Origin of the sequence: Streptomyces sp. yr375 (assembly GCF_900110755.1) — a bacterium.
GTDB lineage: Bacteria > Actinomycetota > Actinomycetes > Streptomycetales > Streptomycetaceae > Streptomyces.
The window spans coordinates 1-13,951 of sequence record NZ_FOFF01000058.1 but is presented as its reverse complement, the minus strand read 5'-3'; the positions used below and the strand labels follow the sequence as shown (position 1 = coordinate 13,951).

Genomic DNA, 13,951 nt, shown 5'->3' with positions numbered 1-13,951 from the left:
GACTCGCCGTAGAACACCGGCCATGAGAAGTCGGATCATCATGTCCATGCTCACCGGAGCGACCCTCCTGGCGAGCACCGTCCTCTGGGGCGGCACGGCACAGGCGGCCGCCTCCACGTCCGCCGCTTCCGCGATGTCCGAGACATCCACTGCCTCCGCTGCCTCCGCGACGTCCGCCGCCTCCGCGTCGGGCGATGTCCCCGCCGAGTTCGGCAGCGACTGGCACGACCCCCTCACCGCCGCCCCGCCCGTGACCCGGCCCGACGGTACGTCCTGCCAGGTCACCCTCGCCGAGGCGCGGTTCCGCGACTTCACGCCGTATCGGGGTTCGTACACCCCGCCGGACGGCTGTGGCGACCGCTGGAGCAAGGTGGTGCTGCGGCTCGACGGCAAGGTCGCGGGGCGGCAGTTCGACCGGCTCGGGTATCTGCACGTCGGCGGGGTGGAGGTCTTCCGTACCTCGACGCCCGAGCCGTCGCCCGACGGGATCGAGTGGTCCGTGGAGAAGGACGTCACCCGCTACAGCGACACGTTCCGCGAGGCCCAGGACGTGGAGATGCTCATCGGCAACGTCGTCGACGACACCTACACGGGCGTGATCGACGTCAAGGTGACCCTCACCTTCTACGAGTCCCACGACGGGAAACCGGCCGCCGCCCCCGACCGCGTCCTCACCCTGGCCGACGGCCCCGCTGGCACCACCCTCACCACGCCCCGCAACAGCGAACGCGTCGTCGCCGAGGTGTACGCCACCGGTTCCGGCGGTGGATGCGAGGAGTACTGGTACCTGACCGTGCCCGCCGCGGCCCCCTACTCCTGCCACGCCGACGACGGCCCCTACCGGGAGGTGCAGCTCAAGGTGGACGGACAGGTGGCCGGAATCGCCACTCCCTTCCCGACCGTCTGGACCGGCGGCTGGTCCAACCCCTTTCTCTGGTACGTGATTCCGGGCCCCCGCGCTTTCGACATCAAGCCGATCGAATACGACCTGACCCCCTTCGCCGCGATCCTCAACGACGGCCGGCCGCACCGCGTCGAGGTGTCCGTCGTCGGTGTCCCCGCAGGGCAGAGCGGCTGGAGCACGCCGGTCAACGTGCTCGTCTGGCAGGACCCGGGGAAGGCCGTCGTCGGCGGGGGACTCGTCACGCACGAGGCGGGAGGGCTCACCGACTCCACCGTCTACACGCCCGGCACGGAGCACCGCGTCGACACCGAGGGCGGGCACCGTCTGACCGTCGCCGGCTACCTCGACACCTCGCACGGACGCGTGCGGACCACCGTCACCCGCACCCTCGCGACCACCTCCGCGCACCGCTGGACCGACGGCGAGACCGTCGACGGCCTCGACGCCGCCTGGACGGACGACGAGTCGGTCACCGTCGACGGCCGCGGACCGGCCCGTACGACGCGCACCCACCGGGCGTACTCGATGAACGGCACCACCACCCTCGGCGCGTACGACCGGCTGCGCACCGTGCTGACCCTCGGCGACCGGGCCGACGCCGTGACGGTACGGGGCGGCCGGCGCACGGGGTGGTCGCGGCTCGACGACACCTACACGGGCGACGCGACCTTCACCGTCAACGTGCCCCGCGACCAGCGCCACGCCGTCGCCACGACAAGCGAGCGCTACCGACTGGTCGGCCCGGACGGCTGCCACGACCGCCGGCTGACCACCGTTCAGGGGGTGCTGACCCAGGACCGCGACGGCTGCTGAGACGGGGTTGCGTGCGATACGTCACTCGTGACGGGATTTACCTGGCGGAAACGCGACGGTCTTGTGTGCGATCAACGGCACCTCCAAAGTGATCGCCACGGAAGCCGCTTTCCGTATCGCAGAAGTCCCCGTCCTTGACCTCTGTGTCCCACCCGTCCCCAAGGAGTGCCCGTGCCGCCGTCCGCCCCGTCCCTGCCGCGACGCGTCGCACGCATACTGCGTACCTCACTGTTCGCGCAGGTCGCCTGCGCGCTCGTCCTCGGCATACTCGTCGGAAAGCTGTGGCCCGACGTGGCCACGGATCTCAAGCCGCTCGGTGACGGGTTCACCCGGCTCATCAAGACGATCATCTCGCCCCTGGTGTTCTGCGTGGTCGTCGTTGGCATCGCCAAGGCCGGCGATCTGAAGGCCTTCGGCCGGATCGGGCTCAAGGCGCTGATCTGGTTCGAGATCGCGAGCACGCTCGCCCTGCTCATCGGGCTCGTCGCCGCCAACCTCGTCCACCCCGGCTCGGGGATGAACGTCGACCCGGCCACGCTCGACGCCTCGGCGGTCGACGCGAAGACGGGCGGCGGTTCGCTGCCCTCGACGACCGAGTTCATCGTGAACGCGCTGCCCACCAGTTTCGTCGGCGCCTTCGCGGAGAACTCCCTGCTCCAGGTGCTCATCCTGGCCTGCCTGGTGGGCGCTGCGCTGCTGCACCTCGGCCACACGAAGGTGCCGAAGGTACTGCCCGCCATCGAGCAGGCCCAGGAGATCATCTTCGCGATCGTCGGCTTCGTCATGCGGCTGGCGCCGATCGCGGTGTTCGGCGCGATGGCCGTCCTGATCGGCAACTACGGGCTCGGCGTGATCGAGACCTACGGCAAGCTGATCATCCTGTGCTACGCGGCCGCGGCCCTGTTCGTCGCGCTGCTCGCCGTCGCCCTGAAGCTGGTCACCGGGCTGAGCCTGTGGAAGTTCCTGCGCTACATCCGCGAGGAGATGCTGCTCGCGCTCGGCACCGCCTCCACCGAGGCCGTCATGCCGCGCGTCATGCAGAAGCTGCGCAAGGCCGGCGCCCGCGACGACGCCGTGGGCCTGGTGCTGCCGACGGGGTACTCCTTCAACCTGGACGGCGCCTCGCTGTACCTGTCCATCGGCACCCTGTTCATCGCCCAGGCGGTCGGCGTGGACCTCAGCCTGGGCCAGCAGATCACCGTGATCCTGGTACTCATGCTCACCAGCAAGGGCATGGCCGGCATCCCCGGCTCGGCCTTCCTCGCCCTGTCCGCGACGGCCTCCTCGCTGGGGGCCATCCCCGCCGGCGCAGTCGCCCTGCTGCTGGGCGTGGACCGCATCATGGACTCGATGCGCGTCGTCACCAACCTCCTCGGCAACTGTGTCGCGGTCTTCGCCGTCTCCCGCTGGGAGGGCGCGCTGGACCTGGAGCGGGCCAAGAAGGTCCTGAACGGCGAGGACGTCGCCGCGACCGAGGATCCCGCCGAGCCGGAAGCGTCCGCGAAGTCGGAGGGCGCCGGGCAGCCGGAAGGTACCGAGAGCGCGGAAGCCGCCGGGGGCCGGGTGGCGGTTCCCGCTCAGCTCACCAAGGAGACCGCCCCCGAGTCGAGTTGACGGACGGCGACAACGCAACGGGCCGTGGCCGCCCCTCCAGCAGTACGGAGGGGCGGCCACGGCCCGTTTTTTACGTCGTTCAGCAGACCCGCCCGTGCTCCGCCCCCGGCTCCCGCCCGTGCGCATGCCCATGCCTGTCCCCATGCCCTGGCTTCCGCTCCCGCTGCTGCCCCTGCCCCTGCTCCCGCTCCGGGGTCCCGTCCACCAGTGCGTTCAGCAACTCGCTGAGCACCCCGCGCTCCAGGTCCGTCAGCGGGTCCAGGATCTCCCGCGCGGCGGACAGCCGCGCGCCGCGCAGCTCCCGCAGGGCCTTGCCGCCGTCCTCCGTGAGCTCGATCCGGATCACCCGCCGGTTGGTGGGGTCGGGCATCCGGCGCACCTTGCCGCTCGCCTCCAGGCCGTCGACCAGGGTCGTCACGGCCCGGGGCACCACTTCCAGCCGCTCGGCGAGGTCGGCCATGCGCGGCGGTGAGTCGCAATGCGCCAGCGTGCGCAGCAGCCGGGCCTGTGCTGGGGTGACGCCCAGCCCGCGCTGCTCCAGATGACGCTTCTGGATGCGGAGCACCCGCCGGGTGAGCCGCAGCAGTTGCTCGGCGAGCAGGCCGTCGGAATCTGGGGTGGTCATGTGGGAACAATATCAGGACGCCGTTCATTGTGAGTATAGGTAACAATGAGCTATGCTCCGTCTGTCCGCACTGTCACACCCTCCGTAGGAGCCATGCCCCGAGACCACATCGAATGGACCCCTTCGTCCGGCACCTCGACCGACCAGCCCCGGCAGGTGCGCCGCATCCTCACCCTCTTCAAGCCCTACCGTGCCCGGCTCGCGGTCGTCGGCCTACTGGTCGCCGCCTCGTCGCTGGTCACGGTGGCCACCCCGTTCCTGCTGAAGGAGACGCTGGACGTCGCGATCCCCCAGGGGCGCACCGGCCTGCTGAGCCTCCTCGCCCTCGGCATGATCCTCAGCGCCGTCCTCGGCGGCGTCTTCGGCGTCCTGCAGACGCTGATCTCCACCACGGTCGGCCAGCGCGTCATGCACGACCTGCGCACGGCTGTCTACGGCCGCCTCCAGCGCATGTCCCTCGCCTTCTTCACGCGCACGCGTACCGGCGAGGTGCAGTCCCGCATCGCCAATGACATCGGCGGCATGCAGGCCACCGTCACCTCCACCGCCACCTCCCTGGTCTCCAACTTCACCAGCGTCGTGGCCACGATCATCGCGATGGTCGCCCTCGACTGGCGGCTGACCGTCGTCTCGCTGCTCCTGCTGCCGGTCTTCGTGTGGATCAGCCGCCGCGTGGGCAACGAACGCAAGAAAATCACCACCCAGCGTCAGAAGCAGATGGCCGAGATGGCCGCCACCGTCACCGAGTCGCTGTCGGTCAGCGGCATCCTGCTCGGCCGCACCATGGGCCGCTCCGAGTCCCTCACCCGGTCCTTCGCCGAGGAGTCCGAGCAACTGGTCGACCTCGAGGTGCGGTCGAACATGGCCGGCCGCTGGCGGATGTCCGTGATCGGGATCGTCATGTCCGCCATGCCGGCCGTCATCTACTGGGCCGCGGGCATGGCCCTCCAGTTCGGCGGCCCCGACGTCTCCCTCGGCACGATCGTCGCCTTCGTCTCGCTCCAACAGGGCCTGTTCCGCCCCGCCGTCGGCCTCCTGTCGACCGGCGTGCAGATACAGTCCTCCCTCGCGCTCTTCCAGCGCATCTTCGAGTACCTCGACCTCCCCATCGACATCACCGAGCGCACCGACCCGGTCCACCTCGACGAGATCAAGGGCGAGGTCCGCTTCGAGGGGGTGGCCTTCCGGTACGACGGCAAGGGCGGGCCCGTCCTCGACGGCATCGACATCACCGTCCCCGCCGGTGCCAGTCTCGCGGTGGTCGGCCCGACCGGCGCTGGCAAATCCACGCTGGGCTACCTGGTGCCGCGCCTGTACGACGTGACGGGCGGCCGGGTCACCCTCGACGGCGTCGACGTCCGCGACCTCGACTTCGACACCCTGGCCCGCGCGGTCGGCGTCGTCTCGCAGGAGACGTACCTCTTCCACGCCACGGTCGCCGACAACCTGCGCTTCGCCAAACCGGACGCCACCGACGAGGAACTGCATGCGGCGGCACGGGCGGCACAGATCCACGACCACATAGCCGGCCTGCCCGACGGCTACGACACGGTCGTCGGCGAGCGCGGCCACCGGTTCTCCGGCGGTGAGAAGCAGCGGCTGGCCATCGCCCGCACCATCCTGCGCGACCCACCGGTGCTGATCCTCGACGAGGCGACCAGCGCCCTGGACACCCGTACGGAACAGGCCGTCCAGGAGGCCATCGACGCGCTCTCGGCCAACCGCACCACCCTCACCATCGCCCATCGGCTGTCCACCATTCGGGGTGCCGACCAGATCGTGGTCCTCGACTCCGGCCAGGTGGCCGAACGGGGCACGCACGACGAGCTGTTGAAGCGCAACGGGCGGTACGCGGCCCTGGTGCGACGAGACGCACGCCTGGAGCCGACAAGATGAAAGTATGGCAGGTTATGCCGGGTTTGTGACGATGTGAGGGTTACCGTGCCCGCATGCAGATGAACACTCCGCCACGGAGCACGATTCGACTGACGCGCCGGGGCCGTCTCGTCCTCATCGCGACCGGAGCCGTCGTGGCTGGCACCGCCGTGGCGGTGCCGCTGCTGAGCGTGGAGCGCCTGGATAGCCCGAAGAAGGAGGAGTCGAAGCCGACGGCCCTGGTCATCCCGGAGGGCTGGCGCGCGAGCCAGATCTACGAGGCCGTCGACAAGGCGCTCGCCCTGCCGCCCGGCACCACCGCCAAGACATTGCCGAAGGCCGGTCTGAAGCTGCCGAACGACGCCGACGGCAACCCGGAGGGCTACCTCTTCCCGGCGACGTATCCGCTGCACAAGAAGGCGACGCCGCAGACGCTGCTGTCGTACATGGTCGACACGGCGAACAAGAGGTTCAACGGGGCGCCCATCGCGGCCGGCGCCCAGCGCAACGCCATGAACGTCTATCAGGCGGTCACCGTCGCCAGCCTCGTCCAGGCCGAGGCCACCACCAAGGCGGACATGGGCAAGGTGGCCCGGGTCGTGTTCAACCGCCTGGAGCGCGGAATGCCGTTGCAGATGGACTCCACCATCAACTACGCGATGAACCGTTCCACCCTGAGGACGACGCAGGACGACACCCGCATCCAGAGCCCCTACAACTCCTACCAGCGCATGGGCCTGCCGCCGACGCCGATCGACAACCCCGGCGAGGAGGCGATGCGCGCCGTGATCAGCCCCGCCCCGGGCGACTGGCTGTACTTCGTCACCGTCAAGCCCGGTGACACCCGCTTCACGGCGAGCTACGCGGAGCACCAGCGCAACGTCGCCGAGTTCAACCGGAACCAGAAGGACCGTAAGACCCCGAAGAGCACGTCGGCGGCGGCGAAGTGACCTGGCGGGGCGTCAGGCGGCGACCGGCTCTTCCGTGAGCAGCCGCTTGATGTCCCGTACGGCCGCGCGTGCGGCCCGGTTGGCGCCGATGGTGCTGGCCGACGGCCCGTAGCCGACGAGGTGGATGCGCGGATCGGCGACCGCGCGCGTGCCCTCGATCCGGATCCCGCCGCCCGGCTCCCGCAGCCGCAGCGGCGCGAGATGGTCGATGGCGGCCCGGAAACCGGTCGCCCAGAGGATGACGTCGGCGTCGACCCGCCGCCCGTCGGCCCACTCCACGCCGTCCGGAGTGATCCGGTCGAACATGGGCAGCCGGTGCAGCACCCCGTCGGCCAGCCCCTGCCGGATCGCGTCGTTGAGGCTCAGCCCCGTCACGGACACGACGCTCTTCGGCGGCAGACCCTGCCGCACCCGTTCCTCCACGAGCGCGACCGCCGCGCGGCCCACGCCCTCGTCGAAGGGCCCCTCGCGGAAGACGGGAGGCCGCCGCGTCACCCACGTGGTGCCGGCCGCGTACGGCGCGATCTCCAGCAGGTGCTGCGTGCCGGACGCACCGCCGCCCACCACGACCACCCGCAGCCCGGCGAACGCCTCGGGGCCCGGGTACCGCGCGGTGTGCAACTGCCGCCCACGGAAGGTCTCCTGGCCGGGATAACGCGGCCAGAACGGCCGGTCCCAGGTACCGGTGGCATTGATCACGGCCCGCGCCGACCACGTACCGTCCGACGTCTCGACGAGCAGCCGCCCGCCGGCCCCCTCCCGTACGGCCGTCACGTCGACCGGCCGCCGTACGCGCAGGTCGAACCTGCGCTCGTAGGCGTCGAAGTACTCGGCGACGACCTCGGACGAAGGCCGCGCGGGATCCGCGCCCGTCAGCTCCATGCCCGGCAGCGCGTGCATCCCGTGCACCTTGCCGTACGTCAGCGACGGCCACCGGAACTGCCAGGCGCCGCCCGGAGCGGGAGCGTGGTCGAGCACCACGAAGTCGCGCTCCGGCTCGAAACCGGTGCGCCGCAGGTGGTAGGCGCCGGCCAGACCTGCCTGACCGGCGCCTATGACGACCACCTCGACCTCACGCAAGTTCTTCACGCCTCTACCAACGGAAGGAAGGGCGCGGATCTTCCCGGGTGGCTGTCGTGCTGGCTGTCCTGCTGGCTGTGATCACTGTGATGACGAGGACACGCGCGCGGGAGTGGTGGAGGGCGGCAGGTCGCCGTTGTAGCGCGGGTCGACGAAGGCGGCGAAGTCCACCTTGCCGGGGATGAGCTTCAGACCGGTGAACGTGTCGGCGATCCGCTGCTCGGAGGCGATCAGCGGCTTGTCGACCGCGACCGAGATCCGGGAGGCGTAGGTCTGCTTCACCGCGGCCAGCGCCACCTCGTACGGCAGCCCGGTGGCCTTCGCCCACACCTTGGCCCACTCCTCCTGATGGCCGAACACCCAGGTCGTGGCGCGCCGCAGCCGGTCCAGGTAGTCCTTGACGGCGGCGGCCTTCTTCGTGTCCTTCAGCGCGGCGGGCGCGGCCACCTGGAAGGTGAGCCCGTTGGTGACGCCCTCGCCGGTGGTCAGCACCCGGCCCTGCTTCGCCTGGAGCACCTGCGAGGTGTACGGGTCCCACACCGCCCATGCGTCGACCTTGCCGGAGGTGAACGCGGCGAGCGCGTCGGCCGGCTGGAGGTACTTGACCTTCACGTCGTTCAGACTCAGGCCAGCCGCCTTGAGGGAGGCCACCAGTTGGTAGTGCGCGGAGGAGCCCTGCGCCACGGCGACGGACTTGCCCTTGAGCTGCTCGGGCTTCGTCAGCTTGGAGTCGTTCGGTACGAGGACGGCGTCGCCCTTGGACGTGCCGTGGAAGGCGGACACGACCGTGATCTTCGAGCCGGCGCCGGCCGCGAAGACCGGCGGGGTGTTGCCGACGCCGCCGATGTCGACAGCCCCGGCGTTGACTGCCTCCAGTAGCGGCGGTCCGGAGGTGAACGTGGACCACTTGATCTTGTAGTCGAGGTTCTTCAGTTCTCCGGAAGCTCGCAGGATGGCTTCGGAACCACCCTTCTGGTCTCCGACGTTGAGTGTGAGAGAGCCCTTGCCGTCGGTGTCGGCGCCGCCGCCGATGCCCGTGCTGGCGGACGAGCTCCCGCCGCAGGCGGTGAGCAGGAGGGCGAGCGGGAGAAGCAGGGCGGCGGGGGCGAGGCGTCGTCGCATGGGAGTCCGTTCTGAGGGAAGTGCCAGGTGAGGGGCGGGAGGGATCGTGAGGGACGAGGGAGAGCAGCGGGGGAGGAGAGGGGAGAGGGAGTGGGTGGTGCTGAGGGGGTTTCAGGCGGCTTCGGGGGCCGTGGGGTCCACGCCGAGGCGGCGCAGCAGGCCGGCGCGCAGTTCCGCGAACCGGGGGTCGGCGATGTCGCGGGGGCGGTCGAGGCCGATCTCCTGCTCGTGCGCGATGACCCCGTCGTCCATCACCAGGACGCGGTCGGCGAGCAGCACCGCCTCCTCGACGTCGTGCGTGACGAGCAGCACGGCGCAGCCGCGGCGCTGCCACAACTCGCCCACCAGTTGCTGGGCCTTGATGCGGGTGAGCGCGTCGAGTGCGCCGAACGGCTCGTCGAGCAGCAGCAGATCGGGTTCGCGCACCAGGGCCCGAGCCAGGGAGGCGCGCTGGGCCTCGCCGCCGGAGAGGGTCTTCGGCCAGGCGTCGGAGCGGTTCCCGAGCCCCACCTCCGCCAGGGCCTTGTCGGCGACGTGGCGTTCGGGCAGGCCCGGCAGCCCCAGGAGCACGTTGCGCCACACCTTCTTCCACGGCATCAGCCGCGGCGACTGGAAGGCGACGGCCTTGCGGCGCGGCACCAGCACCGTGCCCTCGATGTCGCGGTCGAGCCCGGCGAGGATGCGCAGCAGAGTGGACTTGCCACAGCCACTGCGGCCCAACAGGGCCACGAACTCGCCCGGCCGGATGTCGAGTCGGAGGTCGTCGATGACGGCACGGCCGTCGAAGGAGCGGGTCAGCCCCTCGACGCGAACCGCGAGCGGTGCGGGGGTGGTCGGCGGCGTGCGGGTCGCCAGCGGTGCGCGGGCTGAGCGGGCCGCCGGGGAGGTACCGGGCGCGGTCTTCAAGGATACCGGGGATGTCAGGGACGACGGGGATGTCGAGGACGTGTGGGACCTCCGCTCCGCCTGGGGGCTCACCGGCCGGTGAACGTCGGTCGCCATTGCAGCAGCAGCCTTTCGAGGGAACGGACGATGAAGTCGGCGAGCAGGCCGAGGAAGGCGTAGACGATGAGGCAGACCACGATCACGTCAGTGCGCAGGAAGTCCCGCGCCTGCACCATCAGAAAGCCGATGCCGGAGTCGGCGTTGATCTGCTCGGCGAAGACCAGCGCGAGCCAGGCGATACCGAGGGAGTAGCGCAGGCCGGTCATCGCGCCGGGCAGCGCGCCCGGCAGGATCACATGCCGCACCAGGCCCCGGCGCGACAGCCCGAGCGACTCCCCGGCCTCGATCAACTGCGCGTCCACGCCCCGGATCCCGGCATAGACGTTGAGGTAGAGCGGGAAGGTCACCCCGAGCGTGATGATGGCGATCTTCGGGGCCTCGCCGATGCCGAACCAGATGATGAACAGCGGGATGAGACCGACGAACGGCACGGTCCGCAACATCTGCACCGGGGCGTCGACGAGATCTTCGCCGATCCGGAACAGCCCCGACACCAGGGCGAGTCCGGTGCCGATGACGGTGCCCAGGAGCAGTCCCGCGGCCACGCGCTGGAGCGAGGTGCCCATGGCCGAGGACAGGGAGCCGTCGGACACGAGATCACCGGCGACCTGGGCGATGCGGCCGGGTGAGGCGAGGACGTCGGAGGTCAACACGCCTGTGGCGCTGAGGAGTTGCCACAGGAGGAGAAGCAGGACCGGGCCGGTGGTCCTGCGCAGCCAACGGGGAACGCGGGCACGGCGGGAGGAACGGGGGACGAGGGGAACAAGGTCAAGGTCCGTCTGGATTTCAACCTCGACGTGGCCCTGGGCCTGGAAGTGAGACTGGGTGGATATAGGAGAAATATCCGCCTCGGAGGATTCAGGTGGGGCGTGACTGATGCTCATAAGGGCTCCACGGAGAGGAACGGCGGCCGTTGGGGACGGGCAGGCGCACCTCGGCACCGCCGCGTCACGGTCGGTTCAGGTACGACCGGGCGCGCGGGTAGGGCGGGCGAAGGCAGGAGTGAAGGGTGGTGCGAAAGGTGAGGCGAGAGGCCGAAAGGGCGTCAGCAGCCGCGACAACACGCGGCAGAGGCCACCCGCAGCAGGTCGATGTGACCGCGCGTGGTGAGCAGGGCTGAACGCAACATGCGGCTGAACGTAGCCAGACTGCATGCCCACGGTCAACGGGCGTCTCGCGGATCGGACCACCGATATCACGCTGCGGGCAGCCGGTCGGGCGTGGAACGCGGCGTATGGGCCAGGATGGAGGCATGTCAGATGCGTTCACCACCCGAGTTCTGCACGTGGCGTCCGGCTCCCGGGAGCGAGTCGTCGACCTCACCGGAGACTGCGAGGCGTTCCTCCGAGAAGTGGCCGCCGGCCGCGACGGCCTCCTCAACGTCTTCGTCCCGCACGCCACGGCCGGCATCGCGGTCATCGAGACGGGCTCCGGCAGCGACGACGACCTCCTCGCCGCCCTGCACACGCTCCTGCCCGCCGACGACCGCTGGCAGCACCGCCACGGCACCCCCGGCCACGGCCGCGACCACGTCCTCCCCGCCTTCGTCCCACCCCACGCGACCCTGCCGGTCCTGGCCGGCAGACTGGAACTGGGGACCTGGCAGTCGGTATGCCTGGTGGACACGAACAGGGACAACCCCAACCGTCAGGTGCGATTGAGCTTCCTCGGTTAGGTGCCCTGGTGGGACTGCGGGTGCAAAGTCCGGCCGCACCGAATGGGGCAAGGGGCGGGCTGGGAGCTGTTCCGCCCGGGCTTGGCACGCCTGCTGAATCCCGTATGAGGTCTGTCAGCAGCTTCTTGGCCGGCTGGCTGCATGTCGGAGACCGGGAAGCCTGGAAGGGGCGAGTTTCGGCGTATACCAGGGCAGCGGACTCATAATCCGTCGGCCGTGGGTTCGAGTCCCACCCGCCTCACCTGTGCAGGCTTCTGACCTGCGGAAACCTTCATTTTGTCCTGTCGGATCGTCAACTTTGCCTGAACGGACTGAATCCGCTGCTCGCGAGTTTGGAGCGGGGTGAGGATCCTGCTTTCTCGCCGGGCAGGCGTCGCGCTGACCTGCGACAATGCTGACGAGCGGAGCTTGAGTCGACGAGCCGGCAACATCTCCTCGACCTCATTTTCATGATCGTGGGGACGTGTTGGGGACGCGGGGTTTCAATGGGGTCGGTCGGCCCCCGTCCGCAGGCTCTTCGTTCGGCGTCCAGAAGGCCTCCGGCCGGGACTGCCTACCGGATTCGACCACAGCTTCGAGGAGCCTGATCGCACCGGCACCAAGACGTGAGGGGCTGGTGCGCACGGACGGAAACTGCCCGAACTGAAACGGCCCAGGTGTTCTGATGAGTGGCTCGACCGCGGGGCCGCCGTCGCTCACGCTGTGATGCGGTCCCCCAGAGGCATGGCGCGCCGACGCCGGTAGCGAGGGTGCCCAGCAGGATCCGGAGCGCGGTTTCGGGTGCGAACGGTTGGAGGCGGGCGCCGAGGTAGCCGGGAGTTCTCGACTTCGGTGGTCGTGGTCAGCGAGTCACCGACGAAGATCGCGCCGCCGAAGACGAGCAACTTGAGCTCGGCGCGGGCTGTGTAGAGGGCAGCGGTGTATCCAGCGGGACCAGGTCCTCGCGTATGCCGGTGTCCGTCACGGACGTCCTGACTCCTGCTTCGCGTCGATCTCGGCGATTAGGGCCTAGATGCGGTCTTGATCTCGTCGCGGAACGGGCGGGCGGACTCGACGCCCTTCCGGCTCTTCGTTGTCGAACGGGACAACGGTGCGGCGCCCGCAGTTCGTCCAAGCAGGGGCCGACGCCGGGCTCTGCCTGATTCCCATAGATGCGGGCGGTGTCGAAAGCGGAGAGGGCGTACGCGTACTGCTCCGCCGTGGTGACCGGCTCCATTCGGGGTGTGGCCTTGGAGACCCAGTCAGCCGGCTCGAGCGAGACCTCCCGCGCCCGCGCCCGCGCACTCGGCGCGTCGGGGAAGGACTCGCGCGGTCGGTAAAGCGTTGAGGACAAGGAACGCGCCCTTCGGACAGGGGCAGGGGCGGACTCGTACTCACGGTACGCATCCGCCCCCATCCCGGATTACAGCCTGAAGTCAGACAGCGGCAGCAGGCGGCTCAGCAGGAGCACCTGTTCAGCGAACAGCAGGTATGTACCTCGACATGGCCTTGGTCGGCGTTGCTGCCGAGGTCGAAGTCGTCCAGACTGTCGGCGCTTTCGTGTAGACCCGCAGAGGGAACCCCTGAGCTCACCGAGGCGGGCTGGCTGCTGACCGGCACCTGCCTGCCGGTCGCCGGGGAAGACCGCCGGGCAGCCTGCCCGACCTCCATTGCTTCGACCACGTGTTCTGCCCCACCTCGGCGTCACCCCGCACCCTGCGTTCCGCGCAATTCAGGGGTTCTGGAGTCCCTGTCGAGGTGAAGGTGCAGGTCAGCAGGCTGGAGTCTGGTGACACGGCCGGATTCGCCTAGAGACGCGATTTTCCGGATTCACCTGCGCTGAACTGGTCTTGCTCCGTATGTTCTGGAGTCGTGTATGTGAAGACGACGAAGCGGGAGAACAAGTCCGGCACGGTCCGGTACCTGCACCTGGCTCACAACGAGTGGGATCCGGTGAAGGGCCGGGCGGTCCCGAAGGTGCTGTTCTCGTTCGGCCGTGAGGACGACCTCGACCGGGACGCGGTGAAGCGCCTGGTCGCGTCTCTATCGCGGCTGCTGGAACCGGGCGAGGCCCTGGCGTCGACCGCGGCGGGTGACCTGGAGTTCGTCTCGTCGGTCCCGTTCGGCGGCACCTACGTCCTCGATCATCTGTGGCGGCGGCTGCAGATCGACAAGATCGTCGGGCAGGTCGGGCAGCCCAAACGGGGCCGACGCCGGGACATGCCGGTGACGGAGCGGGTGCTGTTCTCCATGGTCGCGAACCGGGCCCTGGCCCCGTCGTCGAAGCTGGCCGCCGCGGACTGGGTCAC

The 13,951-nt window shown here is 69.6% G+C and carries 11 protein-coding genes, 1 tRNA gene and 2 pseudogenes; 7 read left to right on the top strand and 7 right to left on the bottom strand.

Going from position 1 to position 13,951, the window contains the following annotated elements; translation table 11 throughout:
• Window positions 1-22: 22 nt before the first annotated feature.
• Both BMZ82_RS34900 and BMZ82_RS34895 read left to right on the top strand, forming a co-directional pair.
• On the top strand, window positions 23-1,717 hold the full coding sequence (locus BMZ82_RS34900; RefSeq protein ID WP_256252274.1) for a peptide-N4-asparagine amidase: 1,695 nt from the start codon (window positions 23-25) through the stop codon (window positions 1,715-1,717).
• A gap of 171 nt (window positions 1,718-1,888) precedes the next feature.
• Entirely contained in the window at window positions 1,889-3,331 is a 1,443-nt protein-coding gene (locus BMZ82_RS34895; RefSeq protein ID WP_093781416.1) for a cation:dicarboxylate symporter family transporter, read from the top strand.
• A gap of 79 nt (window positions 3,332-3,410) precedes the next feature.
• Here the strand turns inward: BMZ82_RS34895 and BMZ82_RS34890 are convergent, their stop codons facing one another.
• Window positions 3,411-3,956 carry a MarR family winged helix-turn-helix transcriptional regulator gene (locus BMZ82_RS34890; protein ID WP_093781415.1) on the bottom strand — a complete coding sequence of 182 codons (546 nt, stop codon included), beginning with the start codon at window positions 3,954-3,956 and terminating at the stop codon, window positions 3,411-3,413.
• A gap of 93 nt (window positions 3,957-4,049) precedes the next feature.
• Between BMZ82_RS34890 and BMZ82_RS34885 the strand changes: the two genes are divergently transcribed.
• The gene (locus BMZ82_RS34885) at window positions 4,050-5,852 is read left to right on the top strand and encodes an ABC transporter ATP-binding protein (RefSeq protein WP_093781414.1); all 1,803 of its coding nucleotides are present in this window, start codon (window positions 4,050-4,052) and stop codon (window positions 5,850-5,852) included.
• Between the two features lie 53 nt (window positions 5,853-5,905).
• Window positions 5,906-6,781, top strand: coding sequence for an endolytic transglycosylase MltG (gene mltG, locus BMZ82_RS34880; RefSeq protein ID WP_093781413.1), 876 nt, complete (start codon window positions 5,906-5,908; stop codon window positions 6,779-6,781).
• 12 nt (window positions 6,782-6,793) lie between these two features.
• Here mltG and BMZ82_RS34875 read toward each other — a convergent pair whose 3' ends face one another.
• The 5 genes from BMZ82_RS34875 to BMZ82_RS42890 form a co-directional block, all read right to left on the bottom strand.
• Window positions 6,794-7,870: an NAD(P)-binding domain-containing protein gene (locus tag BMZ82_RS34875; RefSeq protein ID WP_093781412.1), complete on the bottom strand. Its 1,077-nt coding sequence runs from the start codon at window positions 7,868-7,870 to the stop codon at window positions 6,794-6,796.
• Window positions 7,871-7,942: 72 nt separating this feature from the next.
• Entirely contained in the window at window positions 7,943-8,983 is a 1,041-nt protein-coding gene (locus BMZ82_RS34870; protein WP_093781411.1) for an ABC transporter substrate-binding protein, read from the bottom strand.
• 111 nt (window positions 8,984-9,094) lie between these two features.
• Window positions 9,095-9,985, bottom strand: a complete 891-nt coding sequence (locus BMZ82_RS34865; RefSeq protein WP_256252273.1) for an ABC transporter ATP-binding protein — start codon at window positions 9,983-9,985, stop codon at window positions 9,095-9,097.
• A complete protein-coding gene (locus BMZ82_RS34860; RefSeq protein WP_093781410.1) occupies window positions 9,958-10,872 on the bottom strand; it encodes an ABC transporter permease in 915 nt (304 codons plus the stop codon). The genes BMZ82_RS34865 and BMZ82_RS34860 overlap by 28 nt, the downstream gene beginning before the upstream one ends.
• A gap of 161 nt (window positions 10,873-11,033) precedes the next feature.
• Window positions 11,034-11,117, bottom strand: coding sequence for a putative leader peptide (locus tag BMZ82_RS42890; RefSeq protein WP_343234701.1), 84 nt, complete (start codon window positions 11,115-11,117; stop codon window positions 11,034-11,036).
• A gap of 123 nt (window positions 11,118-11,240) precedes the next feature.
• On the opposite strand from BMZ82_RS42890, the gene BMZ82_RS34855 reads away from it, so the two are divergent.
• Window positions 11,241-11,663 carry a YjbQ family protein gene (locus tag BMZ82_RS34855; RefSeq protein WP_093781409.1) on the top strand — a complete coding sequence of 141 codons (423 nt, stop codon included), beginning with the start codon at window positions 11,241-11,243 and terminating at the stop codon, window positions 11,661-11,663.
• Window positions 11,664-11,829: 166 nt separating this feature from the next.
• A tRNA-OTHER gene (locus BMZ82_RS41070) sits at window positions 11,830-11,904 on the top strand.
• 577 nt (window positions 11,905-12,481) lie between these two features.
• On the opposite strand, the pseudogene BMZ82_RS42310 reads toward BMZ82_RS41070, so the two are convergent.
• Window positions 12,482-12,604 (bottom strand): annotated as a pseudogene (locus BMZ82_RS42310) (thioredoxin-disulfide reductase); the annotation flags it as partial.
• A 916-nt stretch (window positions 12,605-13,520) separates the two neighbouring features.
• Here BMZ82_RS42310 and BMZ82_RS34845 point away from each other — a divergent pair.
• Window positions 13,521-13,951: pseudogene (locus tag BMZ82_RS34845) on the top strand (transposase); the annotation flags it as partial.

Bases quoted from the DNA above. Each gene is read 5' to 3' on its own strand.
- BMZ82_RS34900 (WP_256252274.1), top strand. From the start codon at position 23: ATGAGAAGTCGGATCATCATGTCCATGCTCACCGGAGCGACCCTCCTG.
- BMZ82_RS34890 (WP_093781415.1), bottom strand. From the start codon at position 3,956: ATGACCACCCCAGATTCCGACGGCCTGCTCGCCGAGCAACTGCTGCGG.
- BMZ82_RS34885 (WP_093781414.1), top strand. From the start codon at position 4,050: ATGCCCCGAGACCACATCGAATGGACCCCTTCGTCCGGCACCTCGACC.
- mltG (WP_093781413.1), top strand. From the start codon at position 5,906: ATGCAGATGAACACTCCGCCACGGAGCACGATTCGACTGACGCGCCGG.
- BMZ82_RS34870 (WP_093781411.1), bottom strand. From the start codon at position 8,983: ATGCGACGACGCCTCGCCCCCGCCGCCCTGCTTCTCCCGCTCGCCCTC.
- BMZ82_RS34865 (WP_256252273.1), bottom strand. From the start codon at position 9,985: ATGGCGACCGACGTTCACCGGCCGGTGAGCCCCCAGGCGGAGCGGAGG.
- BMZ82_RS34860 (WP_093781410.1), bottom strand. From the start codon at position 10,872: ATGAGCATCAGTCACGCCCCACCTGAATCCTCCGAGGCGGATATTTCT.
- BMZ82_RS42890 (WP_343234701.1), bottom strand. From the start codon at position 11,117: ATGTTGCGTTCAGCCCTGCTCACCACGCGCGGTCACATCGACCTGCTG.
- BMZ82_RS34855 (WP_093781409.1), top strand. From the start codon at position 11,241: ATGTCAGATGCGTTCACCACCCGAGTTCTGCACGTGGCGTCCGGCTCC.